This is a genomic window from Rhizobium aureum, from assembly GCF_030182495.1.
In the GTDB taxonomy this organism is placed as follows: Bacteria; Pseudomonadota; Alphaproteobacteria; order Rhizobiales; family Rhizobiaceae; genus Rhizobium; species Rhizobium tropici_C.
In genome coordinates, this window is sequence record NZ_JAQJCI010000018.1 from 32,178 (window position 1) to 54,079 (window position 21,902).

General features: G+C 58.0%; 20 protein-coding genes. 10 read left to right on the top strand and 10 right to left on the bottom strand.

Going from position 1 to position 21,902, the window contains the following annotated elements:
- Positions 1-166: 166 nt before the first annotated feature.
- Together PH552_RS27615 and PH552_RS27620 are read right to left on the bottom strand one after the other, a co-directional pair.
- Complete coding sequence (locus tag PH552_RS27615; RefSeq protein ID WP_113249430.1) at positions 167-1,039, bottom strand: alpha/beta fold hydrolase; 873 nt, start codon at positions 1,037-1,039, stop codon at positions 167-169.
- A 21-nt stretch (positions 1,040-1,060) separates the two neighbouring features.
- The gene (locus PH552_RS27620) at positions 1,061-2,575 is read right to left on the bottom strand and encodes a dihydrolipoyl dehydrogenase family protein (protein ID WP_483315510.1); all 1,515 of its coding nucleotides are present in this window, start codon (positions 2,573-2,575) and stop codon (positions 1,061-1,063) included.
- Positions 2,576-2,630: 55 nt separating this feature from the next.
- Between PH552_RS27620 and PH552_RS27625 the strand changes: the two genes are divergently transcribed.
- A complete protein-coding gene (locus PH552_RS27625) occupies positions 2,631-3,467 on the top strand; it encodes an alpha/beta fold hydrolase (RefSeq protein ID WP_113249301.1) in 837 nt (278 codons plus the stop codon).
- A gap of 64 nt (positions 3,468-3,531) precedes the next feature.
- Here PH552_RS27625 and PH552_RS27630 read toward each other — a convergent pair whose 3' ends face one another.
- The 6 genes from PH552_RS27630 to PH552_RS27655 all read right to left on the bottom strand — a co-directional run bounded on the left by PH552_RS27630 (position 3,532) and on the right by PH552_RS27655 (position 7,224).
- The gene (locus PH552_RS27630) at positions 3,532-4,581 is read right to left on the bottom strand and encodes a molybdopterin-binding protein (protein WP_285166439.1); all 1,050 of its coding nucleotides are present in this window, start codon (positions 4,579-4,581) and stop codon (positions 3,532-3,534) included.
- 15 nt (positions 4,582-4,596) lie between these two features.
- On the bottom strand, positions 4,597-5,277 hold the full coding sequence (locus PH552_RS27635; RefSeq protein WP_113249302.1) for an XdhC family protein: 681 nt from the start codon (positions 5,275-5,277) through the stop codon (positions 4,597-4,599).
- On the bottom strand, positions 5,277-5,585 hold the full coding sequence (locus PH552_RS27640) for an XdhC family protein (protein ID WP_483315511.1): 309 nt from the start codon (positions 5,583-5,585) through the stop codon (positions 5,277-5,279). Before PH552_RS27640 ends, PH552_RS27635 begins: the two co-directional genes overlap by 1 nt.
- Positions 5,586-5,626: 41 nt before the next feature.
- Positions 5,627-6,076 (bottom strand): (2Fe-2S)-binding protein, encoded by a 450-nt coding sequence (locus PH552_RS27645; protein ID WP_113249303.1) that lies wholly within the window; start codon positions 6,074-6,076, stop codon positions 5,627-5,629.
- 23 nt (positions 6,077-6,099) lie between these two features.
- The gene (locus PH552_RS27650) at positions 6,100-6,477 is read right to left on the bottom strand and encodes a c-type cytochrome (RefSeq protein ID WP_112756751.1); all 378 of its coding nucleotides are present in this window, start codon (positions 6,475-6,477) and stop codon (positions 6,100-6,102) included.
- A gap of 192 nt (positions 6,478-6,669) precedes the next feature.
- Complete coding sequence (locus tag PH552_RS27655; protein ID WP_285166440.1) at positions 6,670-7,224, bottom strand: helix-turn-helix domain-containing protein; 555 nt, start codon at positions 7,222-7,224, stop codon at positions 6,670-6,672.
- A gap of 207 nt (positions 7,225-7,431) precedes the next feature.
- Between PH552_RS27655 and PH552_RS27660 the strand changes: the two genes are divergently transcribed.
- The 6 genes from PH552_RS27660 to PH552_RS27685 all read left to right on the top strand — a co-directional run bounded on the left by PH552_RS27660 (position 7,432) and on the right by PH552_RS27685 (position 13,861).
- The gene (locus tag PH552_RS27660) at positions 7,432-8,208 is read left to right on the top strand and encodes an SDR family NAD(P)-dependent oxidoreductase (RefSeq protein WP_210260605.1); all 777 of its coding nucleotides are present in this window, start codon (positions 7,432-7,434) and stop codon (positions 8,206-8,208) included.
- A gap of 259 nt (positions 8,209-8,467) precedes the next feature.
- On the top strand, positions 8,468-11,212 hold the full coding sequence (locus PH552_RS27665) for an ATP-binding protein (protein ID WP_285166442.1): 2,745 nt from the start codon (positions 8,468-8,470) through the stop codon (positions 11,210-11,212).
- A 128-nt stretch (positions 11,213-11,340) separates the two neighbouring features.
- Positions 11,341-12,171, top strand: coding sequence for an alpha/beta fold hydrolase (locus tag PH552_RS27670; protein WP_113249305.1), 831 nt, complete (start codon positions 11,341-11,343; stop codon positions 12,169-12,171).
- A 24-nt stretch (positions 12,172-12,195) separates the two neighbouring features.
- A complete protein-coding gene (locus PH552_RS27675; RefSeq protein ID WP_113249306.1) occupies positions 12,196-12,915 on the top strand; it encodes a hypothetical protein in 720 nt (239 codons plus the stop codon).
- Between the two features lie 189 nt (positions 12,916-13,104).
- On the top strand, positions 13,105-13,512 hold the full coding sequence (locus PH552_RS27680; RefSeq protein ID WP_113249307.1) for a hypothetical protein: 408 nt from the start codon (positions 13,105-13,107) through the stop codon (positions 13,510-13,512).
- Position 13,513: 1 nt separating this feature from the next.
- Complete coding sequence (locus PH552_RS27685) at positions 13,514-13,861, top strand: hypothetical protein (protein WP_113249308.1); 348 nt, start codon at positions 13,514-13,516, stop codon at positions 13,859-13,861.
- 239 nt (positions 13,862-14,100) lie between these two features.
- Here PH552_RS27685 and PH552_RS27690 read toward each other — a convergent pair whose 3' ends face one another.
- Both PH552_RS27690 and PH552_RS27695 read right to left on the bottom strand, forming a co-directional pair.
- The gene (locus PH552_RS27690) at positions 14,101-15,786 is read right to left on the bottom strand and encodes an FAD-dependent oxidoreductase (protein WP_113249309.1); all 1,686 of its coding nucleotides are present in this window, start codon (positions 15,784-15,786) and stop codon (positions 14,101-14,103) included.
- 103 nt (positions 15,787-15,889) lie between these two features.
- Entirely contained in the window at positions 15,890-16,075 is a 186-nt protein-coding gene (locus PH552_RS27695) for a hypothetical protein (protein ID WP_113249310.1), read from the bottom strand.
- Between the two features lie 188 nt (positions 16,076-16,263).
- On the opposite strand from PH552_RS27695, the gene PH552_RS27700 reads away from it, so the two are divergent.
- From PH552_RS27700 to PH552_RS27710, 3 genes are all read left to right on the top strand, one after another.
- Positions 16,264-17,454 (top strand): efflux RND transporter periplasmic adaptor subunit, encoded by a 1,191-nt coding sequence (locus PH552_RS27700; protein ID WP_113249311.1) that lies wholly within the window; start codon positions 16,264-16,266, stop codon positions 17,452-17,454.
- Positions 17,451-20,636: an efflux RND transporter permease subunit gene (locus PH552_RS27705; protein WP_113249312.1), complete on the top strand. Its 3,186-nt coding sequence runs from the start codon at positions 17,451-17,453 to the stop codon at positions 20,634-20,636. Before PH552_RS27700 ends, PH552_RS27705 begins: the two co-directional genes overlap by 4 nt.
- Before the next feature lie 156 nt (positions 20,637-20,792).
- The gene (locus tag PH552_RS27710; RefSeq protein ID WP_113249313.1) at positions 20,793-21,755 is read left to right on the top strand and encodes a GlxA family transcriptional regulator; all 963 of its coding nucleotides are present in this window, start codon (positions 20,793-20,795) and stop codon (positions 21,753-21,755) included.
- The last annotated feature ends 147 nt before the right edge of the window (positions 21,756-21,902 follow it).

Below are 21,902 nucleotides of genomic sequence, written 5' to 3' on the forward strand. Positions count from 1 at the left end.
GCCGCGCGTTTCCTGTGACCTCTGCGGGTATTAGCATCTGAGCACCCGTGGCCGCTGGAGCTTCCGCGGCCACGCAGCATAGGCAGAAACCGCGATGAATGAAGCGAGAAACGCGCACCGTATCTTGGTTCCTGAAATATCGGAATTCGAAGGTATGAAAGGCGGTTTACGGACGCTCACGGACCTGATGGTTCTGGACAAACGACAAAATCACGTCGGCGCAATAGTGCGGTTCCTGATGGTGCGGTCCGTGGCCCGCCTGCGGCAGCGTGACCACGTGGAGCGACTTCCAGTCACGCACCAGTTCCAGCCAGTTTTCAATCGGGCAAGCGATGTCGTGGTCGCCGGAAATCACCAATAGCGGCACCTCGCCAGCCGCTAGCTTCTTCATGTGAATGCCCTCGGGATCCGGGTAGATGGTCGACCTGTCCTTAGCCTCGCTGAGCAGTTTCATGAAGGTTGCTTCCGGGATAACAGGAGATCTGCCCATCTGGCGTTCGGCGATCCGATCATGGGAGCGCTTTGCGGCCGCCTTGCTGCCCTCAGACGCAGGCTCGAAGAACAGGATATACTCGTCATCCAGGGTATTCACCGGATTCATGGCGGTTTTGACGAAAAGTGGCTCGGCGCTGACTTTCGGATGTCCGGGAGGCGCCGTTCCGATCAGGACTGCCTGCGAAACCTTGTCGGGATAGGTCGCTGCGAAAACCTGTGCGACCACCCCACCCAAGGACCATCCCCCCATTACAACTTTGTCAAAGCCAAGGAAATCGATCAAATCCCTCGCATCCTTCGCCAGCGAGGCACGATCGTATGTAGGTGTCCCGGTCGATCCACCGAGCCCGGTGTAGTCGAAGATCACCACCGTAAAATTCTTGGCGAGCTCGTCGAGGAACAGCGGGTCCCAGGAATCCATTGTTCCTCTGAACCGGACGGCAAGAACGAGCGGCGGCCCCTTTCCGAACTTGCGGTAAGCAAGCGTGCGACCTTCAAGGTTCGCGTAACTGGTCTCGACTGTCGAAGCATTCGCTATGGTCATCATCTTATCTCCGAATTCTTCCTAGTTGCCTTTGGTCGGAGCGCCGACGTTCGCAAAGAGCATGTTGAGACCTTCAGCAATCGTAGGGTGGGCGAAAATCCCGTCACGCAATGCAGTGAAGGGCAGTCCACCTTGCATGGCCACCTGGACGACGCTCATCACGTCACCCGCGTTCACACCGAGCATATTGAAACCGAGTATCTTGTCGCTGTCGCGAGCGACGATGGCCTTCATGAATCCCTTGCGCAGCGAGAGGGTTCTCGCACGCGGAATGACATCCATGGGGAGCTTGGCAACCCGGTATTCAATACCCTCTTTTGCCATGTCGGTTTCATTCTTGCCGATCCTCGCGAACTCGGGATCGATGAACACGCAGTACGGGATTGTCCGATCTTTGGTGGTGCGGTCCCCGCCGCTCATGGCGCTTTTGACGATCCGATAGTCATCGAGCGAGGCATGCGTAAACATCGGCGAGCCGGCGACTTCGCCCATCGCCCAGACATCGGAGGCGCTGGTGCGCAGCCGTTCATCGACCTTGATGAAACCGCGTTCGTCGAGCTCGACCCCCGCAATATCCAGTCCGATGCCGGCGGTCCTCGGCTTTCGGCCCGTTGCAACCAGGATATGAGTACCTTCAAACGACCGGCCGTCGGCGCACCGAACTGTGACGCGATCGCCTGAGCGACCCGAAACGGTCAGGTCGTAGGCGCTGAGGGCCACTTCCACACCTTCCGAGTTGAGGATCTTGAGGATTGCTTCGCTGACATCGGCATCTTCCCGGGGAGCAAGCCGAGGTCCGCGTTCGATGATGGTCACCTCCGCGCCGAGACGGCGAAATGCCTGCCCCAGTTCCATTCCAATATAGCCGCCGCCAATAACGATGAGACGAGTAGGCAACTCTCCCAATTTCAAAGCGTCCACGTGGGTAATCGGATTCGCATTGGCGAGTCCTGGGACATCCGGAATGTCTGCAACGGTTCCGAGATTGATGAACACCTGGTCGCCCTTAAGCGTTCGCAAGCCATTTTCTGTTTCAACTTCGATGGTCTTAGGGGCGACAAAACGACCCCAGCCCAGGACCAGGTCAAATCCGCTCGCGTTGAAGCTCACCTGGTTCATCGCCACCATCTCGGCGACAACCCTCGACGTGCGATCTTTCACCAGATTGATACTGTGGCGAACGCCGTCGACGGCGATGCCGAACTCGGCTGTATTCTTGATCGCGTTTGCGACTTCGGCGCTGCGAATGAAGGTTTTGCTGGGGATGCAAGCGACGTTGATACACGAGCCGCCGATCATTCCGGCTTCTACAACCGCAACTTTTTTCCCTGCCTTCGCCTGCTCCATAGCCAGTGTCTTGCCTGCCTTACCGCCGCCAAAGATAAGGAAGTCGAATTTTTCAATGTCGTTCATCGCTGCCTCGCTTTTCGATTTGGCAGCATGGAACCACGCTCTGGCATCCCGATATTGTAAGATGCGGCCGGCCCGAAAGCCGACCGGGGAGCCGGATTGTAAAAGATCTGCCTGCTCTTCCAAGCCTATCCTGACGATTGATTTTGCCGAGGCGGCAACCGAACAGGAGACTATTTTGATGACCAACGGCTTAAACATGCCTGAGGCAACGGCATTCATATCTATCGACGGCATTAAGGTGCGAACTGTCAGCACCAAACATGTTCAAGGCATTCCCATCCTCCTTACGGCCCCATGGCCCGAAAGCATCTTCGCATTCAACCTCGTGTGGGAGCGCATCAGCAAGCTCGGACCATTGACTGCCGTTGATCTCCCGGGGTTTGGCATGTCTGAAGGCAAGGCTGACCTGATGTCGCCCGACGCCATGGGAGATTTCGTCATCCGCATCATGGACGCCTTCGATATCGAACGGGCGCATGTTGTAGCACCAGATGTCGGCACGCTCGCCGTGCTTTACGCCGCTAGTCGCCATGGGGAGCGCTTCGAAAGTGTTGTGGGCGGCAGCGGTGGAACCAGCGAACAGCTTTTTGGAGAGTCCCTGCGTCAGATCATGGCGTCGTCAAAGAGTGACTTCGCTGATTTCGATGGCGGTACGCGGGTCTATGAACTGATCAAAACCACGGCGCGCGTAGCGGTTCCCGAGGTAATCCTCCAGGACTATAAGAACTCGTCCGACGGCCAACGTTGGAACGAGGCTGCCGACTTTGTTCGAGCCTATAAGCAAGACCTTCCAATCCTTGCCGGACTCTTGCCGTCGATCCAGACACCTACGCTGGTCATCTCAGGCAAGGACGACCCGATCGTCCCGCCCGCCAATGGGCAGTTTCTTGCGGACCGACTTCCGCATTGCCGCGCCGAGGTCGTCGATGCCGGACATTTCGTCTGGGAAGATGCGGCAGTCACATATGCCGATTTGGTTTCAAAGTGGATTTCCGGCGACTACAAAATGGTTTGATACCTTCATCCGAGGATGCGCAGGCTAGCGAACTTGGATACGCTTGCCTGCGCCCTTAGCCCGATCACGCAGAGTCCCAGAGCTCCGGCATCCCTCCGTGACGGACTTGGGCTTCCCTCAACTGGGGCCTCGACGAAATTTCCTTGAGCAAGCCCCCGACGCCCATCCTGGCGATCGTCCCGCTGTCGACGCGGTCGCCCGCGAGCAGCCTGTCAAGCACCCAATCAAGACCGTTCAAAGACGGACTGCGCGCACAGCCCGGTGCTCCGATCACGGGAATGTCGCCAATCGCACCGATGACGACCAGGTTGCCTGGATCTACAGGCATCTCCACGCGTTCCACCTTTCCGCCCGCCTCACGGATCGCAGCAGGAATGATGTCGTTTGCGTCCGCTACCGCCGACGCGCCGAACACGATGACAAGATGGTTGGAACCCGCCCTTCGATCGGCTTCTTCCCTCAGGACCCCGGCCAGTGCGTCTACATTGTGTTCCGAATGTAGCTCAGACACGAGCGTCGAGCCGCGCTCCATGAGCCTATCTGCGGTTATTCGAGTGGTTTTCTCGATTATCTTCGCGCTAAGTGACGGTAGAGTGGTTGAGACGAGCGAAACGGTTCTGGATTCAAACGGTCGTACGTATATTGGCGGTCGGGCAGAAGCCACCAGCCTCGCCGTCTCGACCGTCCGATATGCGACTGCAAGCGGAATGATCTTGAGAGTGCCGACGAGGTCTCCCTCGGCGACCCTGCTGCGATCGTCCAGACAGGCGAACGTGACAGCTTGATTGATGCTGTTGAACGAGTTGATCAAGTCTCGCTCAGCGATAAACAGGCCATCGGCTTTAGCGTAGAAATTTACCCTTCCACCAACGGCTGACTTCGAATAGATGCCCTCTTTGGCAAAAGGAACGCCGAGGATGTCGGCGGCTGTGACCTCGTCGATCTCGTGCTCTTCGAACCGATGCGCAAGCACGTCGGAGATCCCGTGCGAGAGGAGGAATGCTACGTCTTGCAATGAAAGGGTATGCCCTTTCGCGAACACCTTTCCCGCGACAGTAAGTCGGTGTCCGAGCATCATCCCGGTGGCAAATTTTGTCTCAAACTTGCCGAACATGTTCGCTTTCCCGCGTCATATCTTAGATCGCCGATGGGCGATAATCTCGGCTAGGATGGCGACGGCGATTTCGCCTGGCTCCCGCGCGCCTATGTCGAGACCGATCGGACCCCGAATGCGCTCCAGAACAGACTGTTCGAAACCAGTCGCTCGGAGGCGCTCCATCCTCGCCACATGAGTTCTGGAGCTTCCGAGAGCACCTACGTAGAAGCTTCCGGCTCTAAGAGCTTTCTCGACAGCTGGATCGTCGATTTTCGGATCGTGGGTCAGGGCAACCATCGCGGTGTTCGCATCGACGGATATCTCTTCGAAAGCTTCATCGGGCCACGCTGGAAGCACGGCGACGCCGGGAAAGCGGTCTTCCGTTGCGAACGCCTCCCGCGGATCGATAACGATGGTCTCCATCCCGGCCCTGGCCGCCATAGGAGCCAACGACTGCGCGATATGGACTGCCCCGATGATCATGAGCCGGATCGCGGGAAGATGCACGTTCAGGAAATATGGAACACCGTCGATCTCCGTCCGGGAGGAAAAACCGCCCGTCAGGGCCTCGCGTGCTGCATCGGCGACCGCACTGCCGATGCAATCGGCAGCTGTTAAAAGTTCCTGGCTTCCGGTGGCGAGATTGATGATCTCAACCACCGGGATTCGGCGGGCTTTCGCCGAGTTGAGGGCGGTGACGAGACTGAGGTCCATCAGCTCAGCCTCGATACGAACACGGAGATAATACCGCCACACGAGAGCCCGACACGCCAAGCGGTTTCGTTCGCAACGCCGAATTCGATGAGCCTGGCTTCGCCGCTGTTGATCACATCCAGTGCTTCAGTGACCACCGCGCCCTCGACGCATCCACCTGAAACCGATCCTTCGAAATTACCTTGGTCGTCGACGACTAATCTGCTGCCCGCCGGTCGAGGCGACGAACCCCATGTGCTTACAACGGTTGCGATAGCCACCCCTTTCCCCGAACGGTGCCATGTTTCGGCGGTTTCCAGTGGATCCATTTGACTATTCCTCATTCGAAAACCGTAATCATGGAAGGTCTTCAGGCCGACGCTGAGTAGATTGCTTCACGGATCCTGACGTATGTGCCGCATCTGCAGATGTTGCCCGCCATGGCCTCATCTATCTCAGCGTCGGTCGGCTTCGGGTTGGCGGTGAGCAGGGACGTCGCCGACATTATCTGTCCAGATTGACAGTATCCGCACTGAACGACCTCCTTCTCGAGCCAGGCGGCCTGGACCTTTGCACCAATTTCCGTTTTGCCCACGCCTTCGATCGTTGTGATCTTCTGATTGTCAATCATGTCCATGGTCGTCTGACACGCGCGCACGGCCATGCCATCGACATGCACCGTACAAGCGCCACACTGGGCAATACCGCACCCGTATTTGGTGCCCGTCATGCCGAGGATGTCGCGAAGCACCCAAAGAAGTGGCATGTCATCCGGGGCATCGACCTGGTGGGTTTCGCCATTAATAACGAGGCTTTTCATGTTTCCGCTCCTCTAGTGCCGGATCAGTGGACAGTGAGTGTTTTCAGGTAGGCAATGACATCCGCGCGATCCTGGTCCTTCGGGATCGACACGCTCATTCGAGTGCCCTTTACGACGCCCGACGGCGACTTTAGGAATGCGTCCAAGGAACCCACGTCCCAAGTCAGGCCCGATGACTTCAGCGCGGCCGAATAGCTGTAGCCTTCGGCGGTTCCAGCAGACCGTCCGACGACACCAAGGAGCCCAGGGCCAACTTTGTTCTGTTCGGTCGTAGCGTGGCAGGCGCTGCAACGCGCGAAGAGCTTTTGGCCCTTCAAAGGATCGCCATCGGCCCACGCACTTGAGTCCGAGGACGCGATCGCCACCCAGCCGAGAGTCAAAAGACAGAGATATTTCCTCACGGTATCCTCCGTTAAAAATGCGGTGACCCGGCGGGGCTGGATTGCTCCACCGGGTGGTTACGAACGCAATCGATCGTGCTGCGTGCATAAAATTGGAAACTTGGCGATGCGCAGGGTAGCGGCCGCGTACGCCACCCTCGCCCCTTTTGAACTGGCGCGTCGCACATCATGCTCCTACAGATTGCCATTCCCCTATACCGCCATCGCGGATTCGGACGACTGTGCGAGCCTCGACCAAGATTGGGGGACAGTCGCGACAGCCGATCCGCTTGCGTGGCATCGCCGCCAATTCAACGGAGTTAGCCCGACCAGCCGCTTGAACACCTTTGAAAGATGAGACTGATCGCTAAGACCGCATGCCTGCGCAATTTGACTTAGCGGTTCGTCCGTAGATGTGATGAGGAATTTGGCCGCTTCGATCCGTCGTGCGAGGACGTAGTCGTAGGGCGACTTGCCGAACGAAACTTTGAAGCCTTTGGAAAAACGGCTTGCGCTAAGCCGAACCTGCGCCCCGAGTTCCTGCACCCTGATGCAGCTTTCGATGTTATCGTCGATGTACCGCACAATCTTGTTTTTCTGCCATTCGGCCAGGCCTGCGACCGTCCTGCCGCGAGGAAACGTCGGTGTCCTGGCCGGAACTATTGCTGGTGTCGAAAAATGCGCCGTGAGGCCATGCGAATTCAAACTCCACACCACGGCCTGATTATTGATTGGACGCAGTTGAGCGGATGACATTTGGTTTTGCATGGGTGTAACTCGTTGCTTCGGATGCCAGGAACCTAGTCTCGGCATTCGGCGCTAAGCGAGTTAAGCGATGTTAAGTCTGATTAGCAGTGTTACGGTGTCTGTCGTGGGGTCCGCTGCCCAATCTTACAATACTGGTGTCGCCCGTTCGCATACTGTGGCTGATGGGCGGAGCTCGGAATAGGCTTCGTTGCCGTTGTTCTGAAGGAAATGCCAGTGCCAGAATTGCCCGACGACAACATACGCCCGCTTGCAGGCCGGGTGGCGCTTATAACAAACGCCGACAAGGGTGTCGGACGTGCAACCGCTAGACTGCTTGCCATAGCGGGAGCCGACCTGGCGCTGACAGTCGATGCCGACGAACTGTCTCCGGACTTTATCACCGAACTACAGCAGGTCGGCGGCCGGGTCATGACCTTCGCGTGGCCAAACGCTGGATCGGGAGTCGAGTGCACGCGCCTCGCGCGAAGCGTGATCTCTGCAATGGGTCGTATAGATGTTCTGATCGCCAACGCGCACCATCGAGCTCATTGGCAGGTCGATGACGTGGACATGGACGAGGACGCGCTTGAAGCACAGTATTCGGGCACCGTGATGGCTATGTCAGCTCTGGTTCGGGCTTCCGTGCGTTTTATGGAAAACGGAGGACGAATAATCGCACTCAGTGCCAGCCTCGCCGACCGGGTCGGAGCGCCCGGTTTGGCGGACTACGCAGCCACGAGAGCCGCGATTACGGCTTTCTGCCGCGGCGCGGCCCACGACCTCGGGCCTAGAGGGATCAACGTCAACGTGGTTCAGATCGGGTCGATCCAGGTCGAGCTCACCGAGGCATCGAGCGAAATGCTGGAAGCGGAGAAGCAATCAAACGTCCTTAAACGCTTGGGAACACCGGAAGAGGTCGCCCAGGCGATCCTTTTTCTAGCGGGCCCCAATTCCTCGTTCATCACCGGAAGCGTTCTAAACGTTGACGGTGGATACAACGCATAAGGACACCCTGACACCACGTGCGCCCAATGGATCGTTGCATAAAGTGACCGGTTGGTCTATTTCGCGATAAGACCAAACGCGAGCCTGACGTGGGACAAGACCGTTTACGAACTACTCCTGCACGTGCATTTCGCGCCGAGCCTTTGCTCGCGGCGCTATGCGGTTACGTTCGCGATCTGACTTGTCCACGCGAGTGTCGTTACAGCCTTAACACGGTCGGACGGCTCCAATGACCGTACTAAGGTTTGGACGGTTCGAGTTGGACACTGCCCAGCGGAAGCTGACGGAATCCGGCAACGCGCTGCAGCTCGGCGGAAAAGCTTTCGACATATTGGCCATCCTTGCGAAATCGGCGGGGGAAGTGGTCAGCAAGGAGACCTTGCTCGCGAAAGTATGGCCGGACACGACCGTAGAGGAAGGCGCGCTTCGTGTGCACCTGGTCACCCTCCGAAAACTTCTAGGTGACCGGACCAGCGGAAGATATATCGAGAACGTACCGGGTAGAGGTTATGTTTTCGTCATGCCCGTCGAGGGGTCCGGCGTCGGGTCTGTCAATCATGCGGCGGCCAGACCGGTTTTACAAAAGAGTTTTCCGCGACTCACCGAACGCCTCATCGGTCGAGACGAGTTCGTCGCAGAAACCGCGGCCTTGCTCTCGACCAATCGCCTGGTGACAATTTCGGGTGCAGGCGGCGTCGGCAAAACTTCTGTGGCGCTTGCTGCTGCCGAAATTGTAAGTGCGAGCCGCGAGGTCTTGTTCGTCGATATCGCCTCGTTGAGTGAAGAAAAGCAGATCGCGCCAACGATGGCCAGTCTTCTTGGCCTGAGTGTCGTCATAGACAACGCTGAGCACGCTGTCCTCGAGGCTCTGGCCGGACGCGACCTCCTTCTTTTGCTAGACAACTGCGAGCATGTCATTTCTAAAGTGGCTGTAATCGTCGAGGACATTTTGGCAATCGCGAGGAAGGTTAGCGTGCTCGCTACAAGCCGCGAGCCTCTGCGCATTGGCGGTGAAAGGATACGGCAGCTACCGTCCCTCCCCGTGCCTCCGGAAGACAGTCCCCAATCGTCGTTGCTGAAATACCCCGCAGTAGAACTTTTCGTCGACAGAGTAATGTTATCGTCGGAGCTGGAGGATTTTGACAATCCCGAAACGCTTGCGGCGGCCGCATCTATCGTCCGTCGCCTCGACGGCATTCCTCTTGCTATCGAACTGGCCGCGTCCGGCGTGGCCAACCTCGGGCTAACCCATCTCATTGGATCACTGAGCGATCCTCTCACCGTTCTAAGACGGGGACGGCGAACAGCGCCTCCAAGGCAGCAAACCCTGAGAGCGACGCTCGATTGGAGCTTTGATGGCTTGACCGATAAAGAGCGCCTTCTGTTCGAATATTGCGCGATGTTCGCAGGTGCGTTTTCGACCGAAGCCGCGCTGACGCTCTGTACGGGCGTTATGCCGGAGGAAGATTTCTACGAGGCTTTTGACGGCTTGTTCCTGAAGTCGCTGTTTTCGGTGAGCGGTGGAGACGGGAAATATCGACTTCTCCAGACGACAAGAAGCTACGCTCTGGACAAGGTTAAAAAAGGCACCCAAGCCAGCCTGCTTCACGCGGCCCATGCGGACTATTGCGAAAAGGCACTCGCCAATGCCGCCCGTGACTGGTCGACACTGGTGACCGCCGAGTGGATGCGGCTGTATTCAGATCTAATTCACGATATCCGAAGCGCGATCCATTGGTCATTCGAGTCAATTGAAGCGGCCGAATTGGGAATGCGTCTTGCCGCCAACTCCAAGATTCTCTGGATCCAACTCGGATTGATGAACGAGCAGATCCAGGTCCTTGACGAAGCCTTGAAACGCATCCCCGGGACAAGGTACGAGGGCACCGAAACCGAGCTTGACCTCCGTCTTTCCAAAGGAAGCGCACTGTACCACGTTCAGGGATACTCGAAAGACGGCGATGCCCTTTACGAAATTGACCGCGCGATCGAGATTGCGACGGCGACAGGCAATCTAAGCAAGTGCATCCAGGCGAACGCGGCAAGAACATCCCTCCTTTGCTCGCATGGCAGATACCGGGACGCGATCGATGCCGCGCTCGCGCTACGGGACGAGAACCCGCAAGTGTCATCGCATGTGTTTAGCGCCATGCTCGAGCACAATTACTTCTTCAACGGGGAACTCGCGCGCGCCCGCGCGGGACTCGAGGGTTCGTTGGACGACGGCAGCGGGTCCATCAGGCGAACAGCAAATGCTGGACTGGGTTTCGACCAGCGGATCTCTGGCCTAGCGGTCCTGGTGTTCGTAGAATTTCTCGAAGGCAACATGGTCACCGCCATGGATCGCCTCGAGAAGTCAGTACGGGAAGCGGAGGAACTGGGTTACTCGATCGCTTCGTGCCTTCTTCTCATGCTGAGTGCGTTTCCGATGGCTTCGCTTGCGGGACGACACAGCCAGGCAAGTGAATACCTCGACAAAGCAGAAGGCTTGGCGAAACAACAAAGACTTATTCGCTGGCAACAGTGGATTTCGTCCTATCGGAACGGGCTGTTCGGCGATGACAATCACGGCGGCCTCGAAAAGGAGCTTTCAGGCGCTGTGGGACTGCGGCTGGAGTACTTCGTGGTCATCGCCGGAGGCCTCGCTCGTAAAACCCACATCGAGCGCGCGCTCCAGGGTGATGCCGGATGGTGCCGTCCAGAGTTGCTCCGATTGTTGGCGATCGCGGAGTTTCCGACAGATCCAGAGCTTGCGAGGAGGATCGCCGGAGATGCGGTGGCACTCTCGCAAAAAATGGTGGCAACGTTCTGGGAACTGCGCTGTCTGATGACCAAGTACGAGCTCTCGTCGCGCGCCGAGCAACCCGGTATCGTCGATGATATCGAGGCGGCGATAAGAAGATTCGAACCGGGAAGCAAGACCGCCGATCTCGATCGGGCAATGGACTTGGTACGTGTGGCTCCTTGCCGTAATGGTCTGACGTTCGAGAGTGATTCCGCCTAACTCGATACGAACCGCTGTCTAGCAGCTATCGATAATCCAACTTAACACTGATTAACTCGCGTAACGGCACCTTAATCGGCACTTTCCTTCGCACCACAATGGACGCGATTTTAAGGAAAGGATGCACGATGTCCGTCAAACTCGAGGAAGCCGAGACAAGATATGTGGAGGCATACGGGGTTCGCTACGCGTATCGCCGGCTGGGAACTGCCACCGGAACTCCCCTGATTCTCCTGCAGCATTTCACCGGAACGATGGATTCTTGGGACCCGGCCGTAGTGAATGCTCTAGCCGCGGACCGCCCTGTTATCGCTTTCAACAACGCAGGGGTAGGAACATCCGGTGGCAAAACGCCCGATAGCGTCGATCAGATGACAACTGATGCCGAGAGCTTCATCGCAGCGCTCGGCTTTGACAAAGTCGATCTCCTCGGCTTTTCCCTTGGAGGTTTCATCGCACAGCTTATGGCTGTTCGCCCGGCCGTCAAGGTTCGCAAAATCATTCTCGCCGGCACCGCGCCCAAGGGTGGTGAGGAGCACTTGATGCAGATTGTCCAGGAAGCCTTCGCGCAAAATGCCGATGACGTTCGGCTTCCTCTCTTCTTCACTCCTTCGGCGGAAAGCCAAGCTGCGGGGCGGGCATTCATCGACCGCGCCACCGGCCGCACGGATCAGCGCGATCCGGAGAGCCAGGAATCCGTGAGCAATCCTCAAGCGGCCTCCATCATCGGATGGTGCGCGGACAAAGACCCCGGCCACAAATCGTTGAAGGCGATTAAGCAGCCGACCCTCATCGTACACGGCAGCGACGACACGATGTTCCCGTCCATCAACGCGTACGAAATGTTCAAAAACATGCCGAACGCCACGCTCGTTTTATACCCGGACTCCGGTCACGGCGCGCTTTTCCAATATCCCGAAACGTTCGTCGCCCACGTCCAGCACTTCCTGAACAGCTAAACGACACAAACCACGGAGACGAAAATGCCTTCCCTCGTCGAGAAAATTATTGCCGCCCACGGCGGCTTGGAGAATTGGAAGAAATACACACGCCTCACGGCTCATCTGAAGCAAGGCGGCGTCTTGTGGCCACTGAAAGGACATCCCGGCCAGCTCGATGAAACCAACGTGGCGGTCGGGCTAGGTGACGAGTGGGCTTCTCACGACCCTTTCACCGCCGAGGGCAAGGTGACGCGGTTTGAGCCGGGGCTGGTTCAGATCAAGGACGCACATGGAAAGGTCCTCGAAGAGCTCAAGGATCCCCGCTCGTCGTTCGCCGGTCACACGCTGGAAACTCCTTGGTCCGACCCGCAGCTCGCATATTTCGCGGGCATCGCTATGTGGACATACCTGAACATGCCATTTCTTCTGGCTACGCCTGGCGTCGAAACTGAAGAGATCGGCGCGTGGACTGAAAATGGAGAGACTTGGCAGCGTTTGAAGGTCACGTTCCCCGCCAGTATTGCTACGCACAGCACCGTTCAAACACTCTACGTCGATGACGCCGGCCTCCTCAAGCGGCATGACTACGACGTCGAGATTGCCGGAAACACTCCGGGTGCCCACTACATTGGAGGCTACAAGGAGGTTCAGGGGCTGATGTTCCCCACCGAGCGGCGTATTTTCCCCAGACAGCCAGACGGGAAGTCCATGGCCGAGCCGCTCGTCGTGTCGATCGATCTATCCGACATCCGTCTTTCGTGAAGTGGTAGGCGCGGGCAAACACCCGCGCCCTATGCCGTTCCTGGGCTCGTTGCCCGCTTCTAAGGCCAAACTCGTCTGAGGCCCCAGCCAAATAACCCGAACTGTAGACTGGTCGCGTCCATGAAAGAGTTCACGAAAAACGTGTTACCACATGTTCCCGCCTTTCGAAGGTTCGCAAGCGGGCACGCGATGGACATTGGGGCGGCCGATGCACTCGTGATGACCGTCTTGAAGATGCTGAGAGCGCGATGGATGCTCCTCGGCTTCAGCGACCTCAAGATCGAAGGCTACGGCCTGATCCATCGTCTTGCGGAAAACGATGTCGCGATCTTCGAAGAAGTCGTATGCCAAGCGATTCCGGAGTACGATACCGGGATCAGGTCCGCCCTGACGCGATTGACCGCACTCGACCGGAGCATGATCCTGCTCGCATCAGTCGAACGGCTCACTTTCCACGAGATCGGGAACGCCCTTAACGTACCCGCCACTTTCGTCATCAACGAACTGCCTCTCGCGAGAGAGCGATTGAGGGAGATCGTCGAGCTTCCGCTACGCACGGGCGCACACAAGGCTGCGCATCTCAGGAGGATCAAATAAAATGGCAGGCATCACCGAGACCGAGATCCAGCTGTATATCGACCACTCCCTTTCCGAGGAGCGCAAGTTGGCTGTCAAGAAACACCTGTTCGACGACCTGTCAGCAGCGCAGCGGGTCGGCGCGAACGAGCGCCATGCAGACGCACTAAGGAGAGCGCTCGGTCCTGTCGCTGAAATGCCTCTTCCCTCGATTTTCGAGCCCAGCAATCTTGAGACCGAGCTTTCCCTTCCGCCAACTATGACTCTGAACTCGATCACAGGAGCGCTATTCGCAATCTTGGTCATTTACGTCGCTTGGGGATGGGGAGGATTGCTCGAACATCAGATAGCGCATTATCTGTTGCGTTAGTGCGGGGCATTGAATGGACTGATTTGTTCGAGATTGCCTGCCCTGCGTCACGCAACATGAGCTCGCGCGACGGTCATGCGTCCTGTGGGGATCTGTTTGTCAATTCGAGTCCATATGCCCGTCGCGCCACCGCCTGCTCGACATCAATCCCTCGAACTGGCGGAAAAGCACGATACACTGCGTGCTCACCTTCCGACTGGCAGATTTCAGCGATTAGATCCACTTAGTTCGACCTGGGGCTAAGACATCACGTCGAGCAGCTTCAGCGCCTGGTGGATCTGGCTGACGACCGCAGCCCCTTCACCCACGGCCGCCGCCACCCTTTTGGTCGAGCCGGCACGAACGTCTCCGATCGCGAAGATGTTCGGTATGCTTGTTTCCAGAGCGAACGATTGTCTTCCGAGGGACGAAGCCACTTCTTGGTCGAACACCCGTCCCGTGAGCACGAAACCGTTGTTGTCCGTGGCTATTTTGCCGCCCGTCCAATTCGTGTTGGGGTCGGCTCCGGCGAACAGGAAGAGGTGACTGAAAGAACAGGCCCTCGTCTCCATCGACGTTTTATGCTGCAGGACACCCGAAACGTTCGACCCGTCGTCCCTGCTGACGGAAACCAATTCGCAACCCAGATGTATTTCGACATTGGGCAACGCCGCTATTCGTTCGATGAGATACGACGACATCGTCGCGGAAAGATCGCGACGCACGATCATGTGCAGCCGCTTGACGCGTGGGGCGAGGAACACCACGGCCTGGCCCGCTGAATTACCGCCTCCGATGAGGGCTACATCAGAGTTTTCGCAAAGCTTGGCCTCGAGCGCGGAGGCCCAAAAAGAAACGGTGGTATCCTGAATCTCCTGCAAGCCTTCGATCTCGGGCGTGCGATACCGGGCACCGGAGGCGATCACCAGCGCCTTCGCACGAATTGACTGCCCGTCGTCGAGCGTAAGCGATATGGGTGTCGACCTCGCGCGAGACGTCTCGGGAGCCATTAGTTCCCTGACCTTCAGCGGAAGCGCAACCTCAGCGCCGAACTTGAGCGCCTGGCTGAAGGCGCGTCCCGCAAGCGCCGCCCCGGAAATCCCGGTCGGAAAACCGAGGTAGTTCTCGATACGGGACGAACTTCCCGCCTGTCCACCGATCGCGCGTTCGTCGATAACTATAGACCGAAGGCCTTCGGAAGCCGCGTAGACAGAAGTCGCGAGACCTGCCGGCCCTGCACCCACGATCGCAACGTCATATAGGGCATCCGGATCGAGTTCGGGCGTGATCCCGAGACAAGTCGCCGCCTCTCCATCGGTTGGATTTCTGAGCACGGTGCCGCTTGGGCAGATCATTAGCGGCAGTTCGTCTGCCGATATTCCGAGACGCTCAACGAGGACGAGCCCCTCCTCGTCCGAGTTGGCATCAAGGACCGTGTGTGGATACCCGTTGCTGGATAGAAAGCCTTGAAGGCGCATCAGCGAAGGATCGCCCGATGTCCCGACCAGGATCGAGCCGCCTACGCCGGCCTCAAGGTAGGCGACGCGCCGAAGGATGTACGCGCGCATGACAGATTCGCCCACTTCCGCGGAGCCGATGATGAGTGCGCGAAGATGAGACGCATCGAAAGCGATTGCCACGCACCCGTCGGGTCCGCCTCTAAGTCCCGACAATGACGGGCGGCCGGATAGTTGGTTGATCTCGCCTGAGAACTGACCTGCCCTATGCGCGGTGACATCCTGGTCACGGCGAAAACCGTCATGCCGAAACGCATCGATCTGCCCTTCGAGAACCAGAAAGGCTGGCGCATTCCGCTCGCCGACAGGAAAAATCTCTTGACCAGGCTCGAACGAAAGCGGCCCCGCACCGGCGAACCTGCGGGCCGTTTCGACCTGCAAAGGCGTCAGCGTGGGAAATCTCTGATAGTCACGGGAACCGCCGTCCATAGTCCGTACCTTTTTCCATGGCTGGTCGGGGCTTGCACGGCGTGCCCGGCCTTCGAAACCGCTCGACCGAAATTTGAAGCTCGGGCTGCACCCTAACCGTTCGTCACTCCATCTTGCCCGACGCCGGAGGATCGCTCGCGGGGAAACTTTCCTGGAGTGCTTCATCGAGAAGTGCATCAGCGGGGGACGCAGGCGTGTCTGCGGTTTCGAGGTTGATATCCGACAACTCCGGCAGAGTTTCGATACCGTCCCGAACAGGCTCTTCGCTGATCTCAAGCTTCTTGTTCATCGTTCGCAACTCCCTTTACGTCGGAGCTTTTCTATCAATTCCCCAAGCATCGATATTGGACGATCGGGCTCCGCCGCGAAGCACCAATCTTACAATCGTTTCTCGACTACCCCCGGCATTTATTGCTAGCGCGTCACTATCAGCTTCGGGCTAGTCACACGCATTTCCGCAACACCACGGGGGCTTTGATGAGGTACCGTTCGATTCCATTTTCACTTTGGCTTCTCGCTTGCAGCGCTCCTTTGACCTCGGTCGGACTTGCTCAGGAAACAAATCCCGCGCCCCAGGTCGTCGTGGCCAAACCGGTGGTGCGCGACGTAGTTGACCGGGATGAATTCATCGGTCGCTTCCAAGCTGCGGAAGAAGTTCAGATTCGAGCGCGGGTCGGTGGATATCTGGAGGCGATCAACTTCAAGGATGGTCAGCTCGTTAAGGAGGGTGACCAGCTTTTCGAGATCGACCAGCGTCCGTTCTTGACGGCATTGAACCAAGCACGCGCAAACCTCGCGGTTGCGGCTGCGAGCCTTACCTACGCGCAAGCGCAATTCGATCGCGTCAACTCGCTGGTGAAATCCGGAAGCCAGACGATATCTACCCTGGACGACCGTCGCCGTGAGCTGGATTCGGCGGAGGCGAATGTTCAGGGCTCGCAGGCGACACTCGACCGCGCAGACCTCGACCTCACATACAGCCGCATCACCGCACCTCTTGGTGGACGCATTGACCGCCACCAGATTTCGGTGGGTAATCTCGTCCAGGCCGACCAGACGGTTCTGACGTCCATCGTCATGCTGGATCCGATCGATTTCTATTTTGACATCGATGAGCGTCGGCTCCTGAACTACGCCGAGACGGCCCGCAAGAACGGGGAAGTCCTACAGAGCGGTGGCGGCGGGCTGAAAGTCTCGGTCACCCTGGGCGACCGAGACCACACCAAATTCGAAGGAACACTGGACTTCGCCGAAAACCGGGTCGATCCCCAGACGGGCACCCTTCGCGCCCGCGCCCGGTTTGCGAATCCCAATTTCGCGCTCCAGCCGGGGCTGTTCGGCAGGGTCGAACTAGAGGGGTCGAATTCCTATCAGGCTGTTCTTATCCCAGATGAAGCTATCAGCTCGGACCAGGACGAGCGTGTCGTTTTCGTTGTCGGGAAGGACAATACCGTCAGCACGAAGGCCATCCGGCCCGGCCCTCGAATATTCGGCTACCGTGTCGTTCGCAGCGGGCTCGACGGTACCGAGTCCATTGTCGTGAGAGGCGTAGTGCGTGTGCGCCCGGGCATGAAGGTTGATCCCAAGGAGACAACTCTACCGAAGGAAAACAAGGATGCTGTCGCCTCTGCACCGGAGAGCGCCTCGGCATCGGAGGCAGGTCAATGAGGTTCGCACACTTCTTCATTTCCCGTCCGATCTTCGCCTGCGTCATCTCGCTTGTGCTGATGATCGTGGGAACGATCGCCTACTTCGAGCTTCCGGTCTCACAATATCCCGAGATCGCGCCTCCGACGATCGTGGTCAGAACGTCCTACCCGGGAGCCGACTCTCAAACGATCGCTGACACCGTATCAACGCCGATCGAGCAAGAGGTGAACGGCGTCGAGGACATGCTCTACATGTCATCCTATTCGAGCGCAGACGGCGCGATGACGCTAACGATCACATTCGCGCTGGGAACCGACCTCGATAAAGCTCAGGTTCTCGTACAGAACCGTGTCGCAGTCGCTCTTCCCCGATTGCCGCAGGAAGTACAACGCCTCGGTGTCACGACGACCAAAAGCTCGCCCGACCTCCTCATGGTCGTGCATTTGCTTTCGCCGAACGGCCGCTACGACCAGCTCTATACGTCCAACTACGCGCGAAACCGCGTCAGGGATGTACTCGTCCGCCTACAGGGCGTGGGTGACATCCAGATTTTCGGCGAGCGGCAATATTCAATGCGGATCTGGCTCGACCCGGAGAAGCTGTCTTCCTACGGAATGACCGCGACCGACGTCGTGAGCGCGCTGCGTGACCAGAACGTCCAGGTTTCCGGCGGCTCGATCGGAGCCCCTCCGACACCGAGAGAGAATCCGTTCCAATACACCGTCCGCACGGACGGTCGCTTTGAGGATGCCCGGCAGTTCCGCTACGTCATCGTGAAGTCAACCGCCGACGGCAGGCTCGTTAAACTCGAAGACGTTGCCAGGATCGAGCTCGGTGCGCGCGACTACGTGACGAACTCCTATGTCAACAATCAGCCGGCAGTCGGCATGGGTATCTTCGCGCGGCCCGGTACGAATGCACTGGAGACGGCTGCGCAGATCAAGTCCATCATGAAAGACCTCTCGGGCCAGTTCCCGCCCGGACTTGAGTACCGCATCATCTATGACACGACCGCTTTTGTGTCGGATTCAATCAGTGAGGTATACAGGACGATCGGCGAAGCGATCGTACTCGTTGCCGTGGTCGTGCTCATATTCCTTCAGTCCTGGAGAACCGCGATCGTTCCGATCGTCGCGATCCCGGTTTCGCTCGTCGGTACGTTCGCTTTCCTTGCTGCATTCGGCATGTCGCTGAACATGCTCACGCTCTTCGGGCTAGTACTTGCGATCGGGATCGTCGTGGACGATGCGATTGTCGTGGTCGAGAACGTGGAACGCAATCTCGCAAGCGGTATGTCGCCCCGGCGGGCAGCGCACGTCACAATGGATGAAGTGGGCACGGCGGTAATCGCCATCTCGCTAGTCCTTATCGCCGTATTCGTACCGACAGCCTTCATCCCCGGAATCTCCGGTCAGTTCTACAGACAATTTGCAGTGACGATCTCAATTGCGACTGCGATCTCGGCGCTGAACTCGCTGACGCTGTCTCCGGCCATTGCCGCGATCGTCCTGCGACCTCACAGTCCCTCGGAGACGAAGACGAACCCTGCGGCGAAGTTTGGGAAATGGTGCGCCGAAATCTTCAATTATTGCTTCGACAAGCTCAGCTCCGGCTACTCCTCGATCGTCCGGACCATTGTCAGTTCAAAAACAGGGCTCGGCTCCGCGCTTGCCGTCTTCGTCGCTCTCCTTGGAGCAACCTGGTTCCTTAACACCAAGGTGCCGAGCGGGTTCATTCCGATCATGGACCAAGGATATGCGATCGTGGTCGTCCAGCTTCCGGAAGGCGCGTCCCTCGACCGGACGGACGCGGTAATCAAGAAGGCTGGGGACATCGCGAAGAACACGCCCGGCGTCGCCAATGCGGTACAGTTTGCAGGTTTCAGCGGTGCGACCTTCACTAACGCTTCCAACGCCGGAGTGATTTTCACGCCGTTCAAACCTTTCGAGGAACGGCTAGCCACTGGGGATACCTCGGAAAAGATCATTCAGACGCTCTATAAAAACCTTCAAAGCGTCGACGAAGCGTTCATCATTGCCATCCCGCCTCCTCCGGTTCAGGGCATCGGCAATTCGGGCGGCTTCAAAATGCAGATCATGGACCAGGACAACTCGAACATGACCCGCGTTCTGGGGCTCGCTCGGCAGCTGATGGTCGAAGCCAACAGGACGCCGGGCCTCACCGGGGTCTTCACCACCTTCTCGGAATCGAGTCCAGAGTATTTCCTCGATATCGACAGAGACAAGGCGCAGTATCTGAACGTTCCGATCCCAAATATCTTCGATACCCTGTCGAGCAACCTGGGCGTCGCCTACGTGAACGACTTCAACGCCTTCGGGAGAGTCTATCAAGTCCGCGCCCAGGCAGATAAACAGTTCCGCCTCGAACGCGACGACATGCTTAATCTCAAGGTCAAATCCGCAACGGGTGCCCTCGTTCCGTTGGGAACACTTGCGGATATCAGAGAGACCAGCGGCCCTACTCTCGTCCAGCGATACAATATGTACGTCTCGGTTCCTCTCCAGGGCAACGCCGCTCCTGGCGTCTCGACGGGCGAGGCGATCGAAAAGATGCAGCAGCTCGCCGCGAAAACGCTTCCACCGGGTACCACGTACGAATGGACCGAACTGTCCTACCAGGAAACCCACGCCGGAGGCAGCGCCGTGTACATCTTCGCACTGTCGGTGATCTTCGTGTTCCTCGCGCTTTCCGCGCAGTACGAAAGCTGGGTTCTTCCAGCGGCCATCATCCTCATCGTGCCGCTGGCCGTCCTTGGTGCACTGTTTGGCGTCTACCTCAGGGGAATGGACAACAACATTCTGACCCAGATCGGCTTCGTCGTCCTGATCGGCTTGGCGGCGAAGAACGCCATCCTGATCGTGGAATTCGCGCGTCAGGCACAGGACGCGGGAAAGTCCGCGGTCGATGCAGCGATCGAGGCTTGCCATTTGCGCCTGCGCCCGATCCTGATGACGGCGCTTGCGTTCATCTTCGGCGTTCTTCCGCTTGCGATCGCCGAGGGTCCGGGAGCCGAAATGAGGCGATCGCTCGGTACCGCGGTGTTCAGCGGCATGATCGGCGTTACGCTGTTTGGCCTGTTCCTGACCCCGGTGTTTTACGTTCTGCTGCGATCTAGGTATGTGCCACGCACGCACAACGAGGACGAGTGGGAGCTGGAGACAAGACAGGCTGCGGAGTGATTGTTTCCATCGAAGTCATCGCGCGACAGAAGCCGCGCGATGGTAATCGCGACTTCGCCAGTCCATATTGAATTGCACTGCCGGCGTTTCCGAATGGAAGCAGCGCCGGCAGTGCCGCATTTAGCATCAATTTGAAATAGCAGGAGCAACGAGGCTATGCGCAGCGTCGGTTTCATTCTCGAAGACGGTTTCCAGGTCATGGGGCTGGCTGCACTGTCCGCGTTCGAGTTCGCAAACCAGGAAGTGGGCGAAGAAGCCTACAAGCTTACGGTAATGTCTGAGAATGGGGGCACGGTGCGGTCCTCCCTGAATATCGGCATCCAAACCGGAAAGCTCGAAGAATTCCCCGATACATTGATGATCGTGGGCGAACTGGTTCCGCGTGCCCCCTCTCCTGCTCTTCGGGAATACATCGTCAACGCCGCCACAGAATGCCGGCGCGTTGCCGGGGTCTGCACGGGCGCATTCCTCCTGGCCGAAGCAGGTCTCCTCGATGGCAGACTCGCCACGACCCACTGGGCCCACGCGCGCGATCTTCAGCGGAAGTTTCCGCAGGTCCATGTCGACGAGGACCGCATATTCGTGCACGACGAGAACATTTGGACTTCGGCGGGAATGAGCGCCGCAATCGATCTGACTTTGGCACTCATCGAGGACGACCACGGGGCGGCGCTCTCCAAGTCGATCGCTCGTAAGCTCGTCGTCTATCACAGGCGACCGGGTGGACAGTCGCAGTTTTCCGCTCTCCTCGAACTGGAACCGCGATCGGATCGTATCCGCAAGGCACTGATCTACGCAAAGGAACATCTCCGGAATCCGTTGAGCGTCGAAGAGCTTGCGGACAGCGCGAACCTGAGCCCGCGCCAATTTAGCAGGCTGTTCCGTGAGGAAACGGGACATTCCCCGGCGAAGGCTGTCGAACGCCTGCGGCTCGAGGCGGCCAGAGCGATGCTGGAAGATGGAACCCATCCAGTCGAAATCGTGGCACGCGACACTGGATTTGCGGACCGTGATCGCATGCGGCGCGCCTTCCTCCGTTCTTTCGGCCAACCGCCACAGATGATCCGCCGCACGTTGAAGATGATTGGCGGACCAGACCTGGAACGCGTGAATTCTTGAGATCCAAGGCAACGTGCCCCGACAAGCTTGCCTTTGGATGACCTCTTGCACTCTTCCTTCTCTCGTGCGCCGACGTGTCGGCTCCACGTGATGGCTCTGTAGACCAATACGCGTGCGCTCGGAGTGAAAACCTGAATGGCGCGGCTG

Excerpts from the sequence above, each read along its gene's own strand:
- PH552_RS27625 (WP_113249301.1), top strand. The coding sequence starts at position 2,631 with ATGACCAACGGCTTAAACATGCCTGAGGCAACGGCATTCATATCTATC.
- PH552_RS27630 (WP_285166439.1), bottom strand. The coding sequence starts at position 4,581 with ATGTTCGGCAAGTTTGAGACAAAATTTGCCACCGGGATGATGCTCGGA.
- PH552_RS27710 (WP_113249313.1), top strand. The coding sequence starts at position 20,793 with ATGCGCAGCGTCGGTTTCATTCTCGAAGACGGTTTCCAGGTCATGGGG.
- PH552_RS27695 (WP_113249310.1), bottom strand. The coding sequence starts at position 16,075 with ATGAACAAGAAGCTTGAGATCAGCGAAGAGCCTGTTCGGGACGGTATC.
- PH552_RS27660 (WP_210260605.1), top strand. The coding sequence starts at position 7,432 with ATGCCAGTGCCAGAATTGCCCGACGACAACATACGCCCGCTTGCAGGC.
- PH552_RS27700 (WP_113249311.1), top strand. The coding sequence starts at position 16,264 with ATGAGGTACCGTTCGATTCCATTTTCACTTTGGCTTCTCGCTTGCAGC.
- PH552_RS27680 (WP_113249307.1), top strand. The coding sequence starts at position 13,105 with ATGGACATTGGGGCGGCCGATGCACTCGTGATGACCGTCTTGAAGATG.
- PH552_RS27690 (WP_113249309.1), bottom strand. The coding sequence starts at position 15,786 with ATGGACGGCGGTTCCCGTGACTATCAGAGATTTCCCACGCTGACGCCT.
- PH552_RS27615 (WP_113249430.1), bottom strand. The coding sequence starts at position 1,039 with ATGACCATAGCGAATGCTTCGACAGTCGAGACCAGTTACGCGAACCTT.
- PH552_RS27640 (WP_483315511.1), bottom strand. The coding sequence starts at position 5,585 with ATGGATCCACTGGAAACCGCCGAAACATGGCACCGTTCGGGGAAAGGG.
- PH552_RS27670 (WP_113249305.1), top strand. The coding sequence starts at position 11,341 with ATGTCCGTCAAACTCGAGGAAGCCGAGACAAGATATGTGGAGGCATAC.
- PH552_RS27705 (WP_113249312.1), top strand. The coding sequence starts at position 17,451 with ATGAGGTTCGCACACTTCTTCATTTCCCGTCCGATCTTCGCCTGCGTC.
- PH552_RS27645 (WP_113249303.1), bottom strand. The coding sequence starts at position 6,076 with ATGAAAAGCCTCGTTATTAATGGCGAAACCCACCAGGTCGATGCCCCG.
- PH552_RS27675 (WP_113249306.1), top strand. The coding sequence starts at position 12,196 with ATGCCTTCCCTCGTCGAGAAAATTATTGCCGCCCACGGCGGCTTGGAG.
- PH552_RS27685 (WP_113249308.1), top strand. The coding sequence starts at position 13,514 with ATGGCAGGCATCACCGAGACCGAGATCCAGCTGTATATCGACCACTCC.
- PH552_RS27635 (WP_113249302.1), bottom strand. The coding sequence starts at position 5,277 with ATGGACCTCAGTCTCGTCACCGCCCTCAACTCGGCGAAAGCCCGCCGA.
- PH552_RS27655 (WP_285166440.1), bottom strand. The coding sequence starts at position 7,224 with ATGCAAAACCAAATGTCATCCGCTCAACTGCGTCCAATCAATAATCAG.